The organism is uncultured Luteimonas sp. (genome assembly GCF_947492465.1).
GTDB lineage: Bacteria > Pseudomonadota > Gammaproteobacteria > Xanthomonadales > Xanthomonadaceae > Luteimonas.
In genome coordinates this window covers 45,720-56,935 of the sequence record NZ_CANLNF010000011.1, presented here as the reverse complement: position 1 = coordinate 56,935, position 11,216 = coordinate 45,720, and the positions used below count along the sequence as shown (strand labels likewise).

Genomic DNA, 11,216 nt, shown 5'->3' with positions numbered 1-11,216 from the left:
ATCGTGCGGGCGATGGAACGGCTCGGGTGCTGAGGGGTCGTCCGGAGCACGGTGGCTGGTCGCACCGATCGGGCGGCCACTCACGGGTCGACCGGTGCGGGTGCGCAATCGATGGCGCCGTGGCTGGACGCGCTTGCCGATACGCTGCGTCGCCTACGCGCCGCCGGAACCGCCGATCCGGAAAGAGATCCGGGCGATCCGCTCCAGGGTCCTGCCGACCGCCGCCGCCGCTTCCTCGAACAGCTCGCCGTCGGCCGTGGCCATGACACCCTCGAGCACGTCGACCAGCGCCTCCAGGGGCTTCTGTGCATCGACCAGCAGGTGGCGTGGATCCTCCGGGTCCTGCGCGCCGGGCGTGCCGCCGGCCGTCACAGCTTCCACGTCCGGCCGGGCATCGGCGGCCGAGGCCGTCGTGCCGAGGGCGCCCTCGAGCAGGCGTGCACCCGCCTCGTCGCCGGCGCGGCGCAGCCGCGACGCCAACGCCAGGTGCGCCGCAGCGATGGCCGACTCGTGCCGGGCCACGACCTCGCGCAGCATCGCGACCGAATCGACCTGCGTCCGCGTGGTCTGCTGCGCGCGACGCTCGCGGTGGTAGGCGCGGCGGCGCCAGCCGCGCAGCAGCGCCGCATGCCGCAACTCCTCGGCGCCGAGTTTCTCGGCTTCCGCGCGGATCCGCGCGTTTTCCGCGCGCGCGGCGAGGTAGGCGTAGAAGGCGAACGCGCGCTCCTCGTTCTCGACCGCCACGGCGAAGGCGCGGTAGGGCGTCAGCAGCGCGCTGCCCGAGATCTCGTCCCAGGAACGCGACAGGTCCTCGGGCAACAGCCATTCGACCTCCGTCGCGGCGACGCCGGGCTCGCCGACCGACGCGGCCCAGCGATCGACCGCCGCCACATGGCTGCGCTCCTCGTCCAGCATCACGCGGAACGCCGCGGCCGTCGCCGGTTCGCCGCGCGCCTCCATCAGTCCGGCAAGCAGCGCATAGCGGCGCACCGCCTCGTCCTCGATGGCCCGTGCGATGGAGACCAGGGTGGCCATGTCGACCACGTCGATGTCGGGATCGCGGTGCAGGCGTGATCGCCTGCGCGCGTACTCGCTGGCCGGGCTGTGACGGCGGTCGCGATCCTCGTCGTCGCGCGCGGGCGCGGCATGCGGATCGCGCATGGAAGGTGTTCGACCCATGTCATTGACCTCGCCTATACTCGCCGCCATCGCGGACTGTGAGGGTGGCTGCGGCTTGCCAGCGGCCATCATCACACAGGCATCGAAGGGAGTGGGTCCCGTGGAACTGCCAGCGTGATGTGGCGCGCCGTCCTGGCCGCCATCCTGATTGCCACGCTGGCGTGGCAGCCGGTCGGTGCGCAACAGGCGGCCACGTTCGATACTTTCGTGAACAAGGTCGCGCCCGGCGACCTGGTCCCCGGCGCCGACCGCTTTGGACCGACCCGGCCGTCTCCACCCGTCGCGCAGGTGTTCAGGGGCGACCAGCTGGTCGGCTACGCCTACCTGAATTCGCAGTACGTCGACACCGCGGGGTACTCCAGCAAGCCGATCCACATCCTGGTGGGGCTGGACACGGCCGGCACCATCGTTGGGCTGAAGCTGGTCGAACACAGCGAACCGATCGTGCTGATCGGCATCCCCGAGCAGCGCGTGGTCGATTTCATGGCCGCCTACATCGGCTACAACCCGCTCCGGGCGGCGGCCGACGGCAGCGGGCCGCCGCGCGTGGACCTGGTCAGCGGCGCCACCGTCACCGCGCTGGTGATGGGCGAAAGCATCACGCGCTCGGCGGTGCGGGTCTCGCGCCTGCTTGGCCTGGGCGGTACCGGCACCACGCACGAGGCGGCAGCGCGCACGCTCGATCCCGAGGCAGGCGCGGTCGTCGGCTGGCAACAGCTGGTGGACGAGGGGGCGGTTCGGCACCTGCACCTGACCGTGGACGACGTCAACCGCAGGTTCGTCGAAGCTGGCGACCCGGTCGCGGCGCGACGCCGGGAACGCGGCGCGCCCGACGATCCGTTCATCGACCTCTACGTGGCGCTGGTGTCGCAGCCGGCGATCGGGCGCAGCCTGCTGGGCGAGAATGAATACGCGACCATGCTCGGGATGCTGGCGCCCGACCAGCACGCGATCCTCGTCGCGGGCGACGGGACCTACTCCTTCAAGGGGTCCGGGTACGTGCGCGGCGGCATCTTCGACCGCATCGAGCTGCTCCAGGGCGCGGAGACGATCCGCTTCCGCGACCAGCTGCACCGGCGCGTCGGCACGATCGCGGCCGACGGTGCGCCCTCGCTGAAGGAGATCGGGATCTTCGTCATTCCCGAAGGCAGCGAGTTCGACCCGGCGCAGCCCTGGCGGCTGCAGCTGCTGGTGCAGCGGGCCACCGGCGCGCTGAGCAAGGCGTTCGTCTCGTTCGACCTGCCGTACTCGATCCCGGCCAGCTACACCCGGGGCGTGCCGGCGCAGTCGACGGCTGCGGGCATGGGCCCGGCGCAGGCCGGGGCGCGCGCCGACATGCCGGCGCGCGCCGGTGCGCCGGCCGATGCGCACGCCTTCCTCGAGGAGGACGCGGCGGATCCACTGTGGAAGCGCATCTGGCAGAGCAAGGTCGTCGCCATCGCCATGCTCGGCGCGATGCTCGTCGCGCTGACCGGGATCTTCTTCTTCCAGGATGCGCTGGTCAAACGCGAGAAGCTGTTCGACCGGATCCGGCTGGGCTACCTTGCCATCACCCTGTTCTGGCTGGGCTGGGTCGCCCAGGCGCAGCTGTCGGTGGTCAACGTGCTGACGTTCGCCAGCGCGCTGCGCACGGGGTTCAACTGGTCGTCGTTCCTGATCGATCCGCTGATCTTCATCCTGTGGTGTTCGGTGGCGGTGGCGTTGATCTTCTGGGGGCGCGGCGCGTTCTGCGGCTGGCTGTGCCCGTTCGGCGCGCTGCAGGAACTGAGCAACCGCATCGCCAGGGCGCTGAAGGTGCCGCAGCTGAAGATCCCGTGGGCCGTCCACCAGCGCCTGTGGCCGGTCAAGTACATCATCTTCCTCGCGCTGTTCGCGGTATCGCTGGGCTCGCTTGCCTACGCCGAGACGCTGGCCGAGGTCGAGCCGTTCAAGACCGCGATCGTCCTGCGCTTCATGCGCGAGTGGTGGTTCGTGCTGTTCGCGCTGGCGCTGGTCGTGGCCGGGCTGTTCGTCGAGCGGTTCTTCTGCCGCTACCTGTGCCCGCTGGGCGCGGCGCTCGCGATCCCCGGGCGGATGCGCATGTTCGACTGGCTCAAGCGCTACCGCGAATGCGGCAATCCGTGCATGCGCTGCTTCAAGGAATGCCCGGTGGAGGCGATCCACCCGGAGGGCCACATCAACCCCAACGAATGCATCTCGTGCCTGCACTGCCAGGTGCTGTACCACAGCGACCGGAAGTGCCCGGTCAAGATCCAGCGCCGGCTCAAGCGCGAAAAGCGCGAGGCGATCGCGAAGGGGATCCCCGTCGCGGTGATCTCCGATGCCGGCGATGCACCCGCGGCCGCGGATGCCCGGCCGTGAACCAGGTCGCTGCCGCGGCCAGACGGACCCAACTACCAGAGCGGAGAGAACGAACATGAGTGACGACAGGCGCAAATCGATGACCGGGTCCCCCGACGGCGCGACGCTCCCGGATTCGGGCAGGCGCAGCGTGCTGACGGGTGGCGTCATGGCCCTGACCGCGGGTGGCATCGCGGCGACCGGCCTGCTCTCTGGCTGCGGCGACAAGGGCGCGCCGGGCGATGGCGCCGCAGCGCCGGCCGGGGCGACGCCCGCCGCCGGCGGCAGCACCGACGCGGCCGCGGCGCTGGCCAAGACCCACATCGCGCCGGGCGAGCTCGACGAGTACTACGGGTTCCTGTCCGGCGGGCAGAGCGGCGAGCTGCGCATCGTCGGCATGCCGTCGATGCGCGTGCTCATGCGCGTGCCGGTGTTCAACCGCTGCAGCGCCACGGGCTGGGGCCAGACCAACGAGAGCCTGAAGATCCTGACCGAAGGCCTGACCCCGGAAACCAGGCGCTACCTGGAGAGCCGCGGCGGCACCTACCTCAACGGCGACCTGCACCATCCGCACATGTCGTTCACCGACGGCGCCCACGATGGCCGCTACGTGTATGTCAACGACAAGGCCAACACGCGGGTGGCCCGGATCCGCTGCGATGTCATGAAGTGCGACAAGATCATCGAGCTGCCCAACCAGCACACGGTCCACGGCCTGCGCCTGCAGAAGTTCCCCAAGACCGGATACGTGTTCTGCAACGGCGAGGACAGCGTGCCGGTTCCCAACAACGGCGCCAACCTCGACGATCCCTCGCAGTACCAGTGCATCTTCACCGCGGTCGACGGCGAGACGATGAAGGTCGCCTGGCAGATCATCGTGAGCGGCAACCTCGACAACGTCGACTGCGATTACCAGGGGCTGTATGCGTTCTCCACCTGCTACAACTCGGAGGAAGGCGTGACGCTGGCGGAATCGACCGCGGCCGAACAGGACTGGATCACGATCTTCGACCTGAAGGCGATCGAAGCGGCGGTGGCGGAGGGCAAGGCGCAGACGATCGGCGGGGTGCCGGTCCTGGACGGGCGCAAGGAAGCCCAGTCGCCGTACACCCGCTACGTGCCGGTGCCCAACAGCCCGCATGGCATCAATACCGCGCCCGACGGCATCCACGTGGTGGTCAACGGCAAGCTCTCGCCGACCGTCACCGTGTTCGACGTGCGCAGGTTCCCCGACCTGTTCGCGGGCAAGATCCAGCCGCGCGACACGGTGGTGGCCGAACCCGAACTCGGCCTGGGGCCGCTGCATACCGCGTTCGACGGGCGCGGCAACGCCTACACGACCCTGTTCATCGACAGCCAGGTCGTCAAGTGGGACGTCGCCAAGGCGGTGGCCCTGTTCAACGGCGAGGACGTCGATCCGATCCTCCAGAAGCTGGACGTGCACTACCAGCCGGGCCACAACCATACCTCGATGGGCGAGAGCAAGGAGGCCGACGGCAAGTGGCTGATGTCGCTCAACAAGTTCTCCAAGGACCGGTTCCTCAACGTCGGCCCGCTGAAGCCCGAGAACGACCAGCTGATCGACATCTCCGGCGACGAGATGATCCTGGTGCACGACGGCCCCTCGTTCGCCGAGCCGCACGACATCGAGATCATCCACCGTTCCAAGGTCAACCCGGTCAACGTCTGGGACCGTGCCGACCCCACCTGGGAGGACGCGCGCAAGCAGGCCGAGGCCGATGGCGTGAACCTGGATTCTGCGTCGCAGGTCATCCGCGACGGCAACAAGGTGCGCGTCTACATGACCTCGGTCGCGCCGACCTTCAGCCTGACCGATTTCAAGGTCAAGCGGGGCGACGAAGTCACCGTCTACGTGACCAACAAGGACACGGTGGAGGACCTGACCCACGGGTTCACCATCGTCAACTACGGCGTCGCGATGGAGATCGGCCCGCAGGCGACCGCGTCGGTCACCTTCGTCGCCGACCGCCCCGGCGTCTACTGGTACTACTGCCAGTGGTTCTGCCATGCCCTGCACATGGAGATGAAGGGGCGGATGCTGGTCGAGGCCTGACCGCCTTGCAGTGCGGGAACGCTCCGATGGCGCGGTGGCGCCAGCGGCAGCCGCATCGTCACGATGCGGCTCCGGCGCAGGCGGCAGCACGCGGCGTGGGCTGCGTGCTCGTCGCGCTGGCAGCGCTGGCAGCGGCAGGCCCGCTGGCGGCCGCCGAACACCGGGTGCGGCCGGGCACGCCGCTGCAGCCGGTGATCGACGCGGCCGCGCCCGGCGACACGGTTCGCCTGGTGGCGGGGCGCCATGCCGGCCCGGTCGTCCTCGATCGGCCGCTCACGCTGGCCGGCGACGACGGCGCCGTGCTGGCCGGCCCTGGCGCAGGCAGCGTGGTCACCGTGTCGGCGCCGGACGTGCGCGTCCACGGCCTGGAGATCACCGGCTCCGGCCTCGACCTGCCGGCGATGGACGCGGCGATCCTGGTGCGGCAATCGGCGCCGCGGGCCGACATCCACGACAATCACCTGGTCGACAACCTGTTCGGCGTCTACCTGCACGGCGCCGCAGATTCAATCGTGCGCGACAACGTCATCACCGGGCGCAAGGACCTGCGCCTGGCCGAAGCCGGCAACGGCGTTTCGATCTGGAACGCCCCCGGCGCCGAAGTGGTCGGCAACACCATCAGCCATGGCCGCGACGGCATCTTCGTCAAGGTCAGCACGCGCAACACGTTCCGGGACAACACGTTCTCGGACCTGCGTTTCGCGATCCACTACATGTACACCAACGACAGCCGGGTGATCGGCAACCGTTCGCGCGGCAACCATGTCGGCTGGGCGATCATGTATTCCGAACGCCTGGAGATCCGCGACAACGTCTCGGAGAACGACCGCGACCACGGCCTGATGCTCAATTCCACCAACGCCTCGCAGGTGGTCGGCAACATCGTGCGCGGCGGCGGCGAGAAATGCGTGTTCGTCTACAGCGCCAACGGCAACCGCATCACCGGCAACTGGTTCGAGGGCTGCCCCGTCGGCATCCACTTCACCGCCGGCTCCGAGGGCAACACCATGGTCGACAATGCGTTCGTCGCCAACCGGATGCAGGTCAAGTACGTCGGCACGCGCTACGTCGACTGGGCATCGGAAGGCCGCGGCAACTACTGGAGCGACAATCCCGCCTACGACCTGGACGGCGACGGCATCGCCGACCGGCCGTACCGCCCCAACGACGTGATGGACGAGATACTCTGGACGCTGCCGCAGGCCAAGGTGCTGGTGAGCAGCCCGGCCGTGCAGATGGTGCGGTGGGCGCAGGCGCGGTTCCCGGCCCTGTATCCGGGCGGCGTGGTCGACAGCGCGCCGCTGATGCGACCGCCGGCGATGGCCGGGCAGGCGTCGCGATGAGCACGATCGCGCAATGGAGCGGCGTGACCCGGCGCTATGGCGATGTCGTCGCCGTGCGCGACGTCAGCCTGGCGCTGCGCGCCGGCGAGGCGACCGCGCTTGTCGGCCACAACGGGGCCGGCAAGACCACCCTGATCAAGCTGCTGCTCGGGCTGGTGCGGCCCGACGAGGGCAGCGTGCACGTGGCGGGCCTCGACCCGGCCGGTGCGCAGGGCGCCCAGGCGCGGCGCGCGCTCGGGTTCCTGCCCGAGAACGTCGCGTTCCACGGGGCGATGACCGGCCACGAGCTGATGGCGTTCTACGCGGGGCTCAAGCGCCAGTCGCCGCGGCGCAACCCGGAGCTGTTGTCGCTGGTCGGGATCGCGGACGCCGCGCACCGCCGCGTGTCGACCTATTCGAAAGGCATGCGCCAGCGGCTCGGGATCGCGCAGGCCTTGATCGGCGAGCCGAAGCTGCTGCTGTTCGACGAGCCGACCAGCGGGCTGGATCCGGCCTCCCGGCTCGACGTGTTCAATACCATCGACATGCTGCGCGGCAGCGGCGCCACGGTGCTGGTGTGTACCCACGCCCTGGCCGAGGTCGAGCACCGGGTCGACCGGGTCGCGGTGATGCATCGCGGCACGCTGCTGGCGGCGGGCACGCTGGCCGAACTGCGCGCCGGCGTGGTGCCGGATGCCGGGCTGCGGCTGCGCGTGCGCGATTGCGAGACGACGCAGCTGCTGGCGGCGCTGCCGCCGGGCAGTCGCTGCACCGCGCGCGACGGCGACGTCCTCGCGCTGAGCGTGCCGGCGGCGGGGAAGATGGCCGCGCTGCGCGCGCTGGCGGCGATGGGCGACGCGGTCGAGGATGTGGAAACGCGGGCCGCGGGGCTCGAGGACCTCTACCGGCGCCTGGTCGAACGCGAAGGGGCGGCGGCATGAACGTGCTCAAGCTCGCCGCACAGGAGATCCGCGTCGGACTGCGCAACCGCTGGGTGGTGGCCACCACCGTGCTGCTGGCCGCGCTGTCGCTGTCGCTGGTGCTGCTCGGCAGCGCGCCTACCGGCGTGGTCAAGGCCGATCCGCTGGCGGTGGTGGTCGTCAGCCTGGCCAGCCTCACGATTTTCCTGGTGCCGCTGATCGCGCTGCTGCTGTCGTTCGACGCGATCGTCGGCGAGCACGAGCGCGGCACCCTGATGCTGCTGCTGGCGTATCCGGTGGCGCGGTGGCAGGTCGTCGTCGGCAAGGCCCTGGGGCAGAGCAGCATCCTCGCGATCGCCACGGTACTGGGTTATGGCGTGGCGGCCGCAGCGCTGTCGATGCGCAGCGGGATCGGCGCGCCGGCATGGAGCGCGTTCGTGGCGATGGTGCTCACCTCGGCCATGCTCGGCGCCGCTTTCGTGTCGATGGGCGTGCTGGCCAGCACCCTGGTGCGCGAGCGCGCCACCGCCGCCGGCCTGGCGGTGGGGCTGTGGCTGCTGTTCGTGCTGCTCTACGACACGGCCCTGCTGGGCATCCTGGTGGCCGACAAGGGGCGTTACGTGACCCAGGACGTGTTGAACCTGGCGCTGCTGCTCAACCCCGCCGACGTCTACCGGATCTTCAACATGACCGCCAACGACGGAGTGGCCGTCTACAGCGGCCTGGCCGGCCCCGGCAACGCGGCGCCACCGCCACCGGCGCTGCTGTTCGCGGTGCTGGCCGCCTGGGTGGTGGCGCCACTGGCGCTGGCCGTCCTTGCCTTCAGGAGAAAGCCGATATGAGGATCGCCCGGATGGGCTGGATCGCAGCCGGCCTGGCCATGCTGCTGCCGGCGGCCTGCGACAGGGTCGCGCCTGCCGGGCCGCCGCCCGCGCCGGTGGAGGTTTCCGACGAGGCGACCGGCCACTACTGCGGGATGCTGCTCGCCGACCATGACGGACCCAAGGGCCAGGTCCACCTGGCCAGTCGCGCCGAGCCGGTCTGGTTCTCGTCGGTGCGCGACACGATCGCCTTCCTGCGCCTGCCCGAGGAAGCCAAGGATGTCGCGGCCGTCTACGTCAACGACATGGGCAAGGCGCGGCAGTGGGCGCAGCCCGAACCGGGCACCTGGGTCGATGCGCACGCGGCGTGGTTCGTGGTCGACAGCGCAATGCGCGGCGGCATGGGCGCCAACGAGGCCGTGCCGTTCTCGTCGGAGCCGGACGCCGAAGCGTTCCGCGCCCGCCACGGCGGCCGCGTCCTGCGCCTGGACGCGATTCCCGACGACTACGTGATCGGCCCGGTGGAACTCGCATCGCCGGCGCCGGCGGCCGCGGGAACGGACGGTGCCCTGCCGGGCGATGACGCACCGGCCGCGGACGACCGCCCCGCCGCCGAAGGCGATGGCCATCGCCATCACGCGGACCACTGAGGATCCCGCCATGCTCAAGCGCCGCCGCTTCCTCTCGATCGCCGCCGCTGGTGCCGCCACGGCCTGGTTGCCGGGGCGCGTGCTCGCCGCGTCGCCGCCGCCGTCGCGCCCGACCGTCTGGAAGGGCGTGGCGATGGGCGCGGCGGCCTCGATGACCCTGGTCCACCCCGACCGCGCGCATGCCCGGGCGATGATCGCGCGCTGCGTGGCGGAGGTGGACCGGCTGGAGTCCATCTTCAGCCTGTATCGACCCGGTTCGGCGCTGTCGCGCCTCAACGCGGCCGGCGTGCTGCAGCAGCCGCCGATCGAGCTGGTCGAGCTGCTGTCGTTCGCGCTGTCGCTGGCGCATGCCAGCGGCGGCGCCTTCGATCCCAGCGTGCAGCCGCTGCTGCGCCTGTACTTCGATCACTTCGCCCGTCCCGGCGCGTCGCCGCAGGGGCCGCCGCCCGCGGCCATCGCCCAGGTCCGGCAGCGCGTCGGCTTCGGCGATGTGGAGCTCGGCGCCCACCGGATCCGGCTGCGTCGCGCCGGCGCCGCCATCACCCTCAACGGCGTGGCGCAGGGCTTCGTCACCGACCGCGTGGCCGACCTGCTGCTGGCCAACGGCTTCGGCGACGTGCTGGTCGACCTGGGCGAGGGACGTGCACTGGGGCGCAGGCCCGATGGCGGCGCCTGGCGCGCCGCGGTGGCCGCGCCGGACGCAACGGGCAGGACCCTGTTCGAACTGCCGCTGGGCAGCGGTCGCGGGCAGAGCGCCGCGCTGGCGACATCGGGGGGGCATGGCACGCGTTTCGGGACGGACCCGCGCCTGCATCACCTGCTCGATCCGGCGACGGGCCGCAGCGCCAACCACCTGGCCTCGGTCTCGGTCGCGGCGCCGCGGGCCACCCTCGCCGACGGCCTGTCCACGACGCTGTCGATCCTGGCGCCGGCGCGCCACGCGCGGCTGCTTGCGGACTATCCCGCGGTACGCGCCTGGTCGGTCGATGCGGCCGGGAACGTGACCGGCCCCGCCATCGGCGCTTAGCCCCAACCCACACGCGCGGCAACCGCACTGTCGAGCTTGCAAAAAAAGCGGGGGCCGAAGCCCCCGCCGGGTGGTGCCTGGCGCGGTCGATTACTCGACGGCGATGGTGCCGTTCATGAGCGCCGCGTGGCCGGGGAAGCTGCAGAAGAACTTGTACGGACCGCCGCCCTGGATCTTGCTGACGTCGAACGTCACCGACGTCGTCTCACCGCCACCGATCATCTCGGTGTGCGCGATCACCTTGTCGTCCCCGGCCTTCACGTAGTCGGCCTCGAGGCCGGCGGCCATGCCGTCGGCGGCGACCTGCTGCATGTTGTCCGAGGTGGTGATCACCACGTTGTGGCCCATCGCGGCCACCGGCATCTTGCCCACGTGCTTGAGCGTGATCTTGAACTCCGAGCACGATGCCGGGACGGTGATCGAGTTGACGTTGAACTGCATCGCATCGTTGCTTTCGATCTCGGTCTCGCAGCCATTGATGACCGCGACCTTGCTGCCCTTGGCGGGCGCGGTCGACGACGTGGCGGCGGGGTCCACGGGTGCGGCGGCGGCCGGAGCCGCATCGGCCGGCGCGGTGGCGGCCGGAGCCATGTCGGCCGGCGGGGTCATGGTGGCCGGCGCCTCGCTGGTCGCCGGCGTGGCGGCGGAGTCGGCGGGTTCGGACTTGTCACCGCAGGCGGAAAGGGCCAGCGCACATGCGGCGGTCAACAGGGTGATCTTGATGTTCATTCAGCAACCTCCTGGAGGGAACGGGAAACATGGTTCCGCAAACGATGTTGCGCCATGTGAAGAAATCATCGCGTCGCACATGATACGCCCTGCCTGCGCGCAGGCAGGCGGCGTGCCGACGCTGCCGGACCGCGATCCGCGGCAGACAGCCCGC

9 protein-coding genes are annotated in these 11,216 nt (G+C 70.5%); 7 read left to right on the top strand and 2 right to left on the bottom strand.

The features are described from left to right. Nucleotides 1-153: 153 nt before the first annotated feature. Nucleotides 154-1,161 (bottom strand): hypothetical protein, encoded by a 1,008-nt coding sequence (locus Q0863_RS17140; protein ID WP_298581317.1) that lies wholly within the window; start codon nucleotides 1,159-1,161, stop codon nucleotides 154-156. Between the two features lie 135 nt (nucleotides 1,162-1,296). Here Q0863_RS17140 and Q0863_RS17135 point away from each other — a divergent pair, with 135 nt between their 5' ends. The 7 genes from Q0863_RS17135 to Q0863_RS17105 are packed head-to-tail and all read left to right on the top strand — an operon-like array spanning nucleotide 1,297 to nucleotide 10,333. Beyond that, complete coding sequence (locus Q0863_RS17135; protein ID WP_298581315.1) at nucleotides 1,297-3,540, top strand: NosR/NirI family protein; 2,244 nt, start codon at nucleotides 1,297-1,299, stop codon at nucleotides 3,538-3,540. A gap of 55 nt (nucleotides 3,541-3,595) precedes the next feature. Next, nucleotides 3,596-5,593 (top strand): TAT-dependent nitrous-oxide reductase, encoded by a 1,998-nt coding sequence (nosZ, locus tag Q0863_RS17130; protein ID WP_298581313.1) that lies wholly within the window; start codon nucleotides 3,596-3,598, stop codon nucleotides 5,591-5,593. 26 nt (nucleotides 5,594-5,619) lie between these two features. Continuing rightward, nucleotides 5,620-6,936: a nitrous oxide reductase family maturation protein NosD gene (locus Q0863_RS17125; RefSeq protein ID WP_298581311.1), complete on the top strand. Its 1,317-nt coding sequence runs from the start codon at nucleotides 5,620-5,622 to the stop codon at nucleotides 6,934-6,936. Beyond that, the gene (locus Q0863_RS17120; protein ID WP_298581309.1) at nucleotides 6,933-7,856 is read left to right on the top strand and encodes an ABC transporter ATP-binding protein; all 924 of its coding nucleotides are present in this window, start codon (nucleotides 6,933-6,935) and stop codon (nucleotides 7,854-7,856) included. The genes Q0863_RS17125 and Q0863_RS17120 overlap by 4 nt, the downstream gene beginning before the upstream one ends. Continuing rightward, nucleotides 7,853-8,677 carry an ABC transporter permease subunit gene (locus Q0863_RS17115; protein ID WP_298581307.1) on the top strand — a complete coding sequence of 275 codons (825 nt, stop codon included), beginning with the start codon at nucleotides 7,853-7,855 and terminating at the stop codon, nucleotides 8,675-8,677. Before Q0863_RS17120 ends, Q0863_RS17115 begins: the two co-directional genes overlap by 4 nt. A gap of 11 nt (nucleotides 8,678-8,688) precedes the next feature. Then, nucleotides 8,689-9,306 carry a nitrous oxide reductase accessory protein NosL gene (locus Q0863_RS17110; protein WP_298581306.1) on the top strand — a complete coding sequence of 206 codons (618 nt, stop codon included), beginning with the start codon at nucleotides 8,689-8,691 and terminating at the stop codon, nucleotides 9,304-9,306. A gap of 10 nt (nucleotides 9,307-9,316) precedes the next feature. Further along, nucleotides 9,317-10,333 carry an FAD:protein FMN transferase gene (locus Q0863_RS17105; protein WP_298581304.1) on the top strand — a complete coding sequence of 339 codons (1,017 nt, stop codon included), beginning with the start codon at nucleotides 9,317-9,319 and terminating at the stop codon, nucleotides 10,331-10,333. Between the two features lie 90 nt (nucleotides 10,334-10,423). Here Q0863_RS17105 and azu read toward each other — a convergent pair whose 3' ends face one another. Further along, complete coding sequence (gene azu / locus Q0863_RS17100; protein WP_298581302.1) at nucleotides 10,424-11,062, bottom strand: azurin; 639 nt, start codon at nucleotides 11,060-11,062, stop codon at nucleotides 10,424-10,426. Nucleotides 11,063-11,216: the final 154 nt, after the last annotated feature.

Excerpts from the sequence above, each read along its gene's own strand:
- Q0863_RS17140 (WP_298581317.1), bottom strand. The coding sequence starts at position 1,161 with ATGCGCGATCCGCATGCCGCGCCCGCGCGCGACGACGAGGATCGCGAC.
- Q0863_RS17135 (WP_298581315.1), top strand. The coding sequence starts at position 1,297 with ATGTGGCGCGCCGTCCTGGCCGCCATCCTGATTGCCACGCTGGCGTGG.
- nosZ (WP_298581313.1), top strand. The coding sequence starts at position 3,596 with ATGAGTGACGACAGGCGCAAATCGATGACCGGGTCCCCCGACGGCGCG.
- Q0863_RS17125 (WP_298581311.1), top strand. The coding sequence starts at position 5,620 with ATGGCGCGGTGGCGCCAGCGGCAGCCGCATCGTCACGATGCGGCTCCG.
- Q0863_RS17120 (WP_298581309.1), top strand. The coding sequence starts at position 6,933 with ATGAGCACGATCGCGCAATGGAGCGGCGTGACCCGGCGCTATGGCGAT.
- Q0863_RS17115 (WP_298581307.1), top strand. The coding sequence starts at position 7,853 with ATGAACGTGCTCAAGCTCGCCGCACAGGAGATCCGCGTCGGACTGCGC.
- Q0863_RS17110 (WP_298581306.1), top strand. The coding sequence starts at position 8,689 with ATGGGCTGGATCGCAGCCGGCCTGGCCATGCTGCTGCCGGCGGCCTGC.
- Q0863_RS17105 (WP_298581304.1), top strand. The coding sequence starts at position 9,317 with ATGCTCAAGCGCCGCCGCTTCCTCTCGATCGCCGCCGCTGGTGCCGCC.
- azu (WP_298581302.1), bottom strand. The coding sequence starts at position 11,062 with ATGAACATCAAGATCACCCTGTTGACCGCCGCATGTGCGCTGGCCCTT.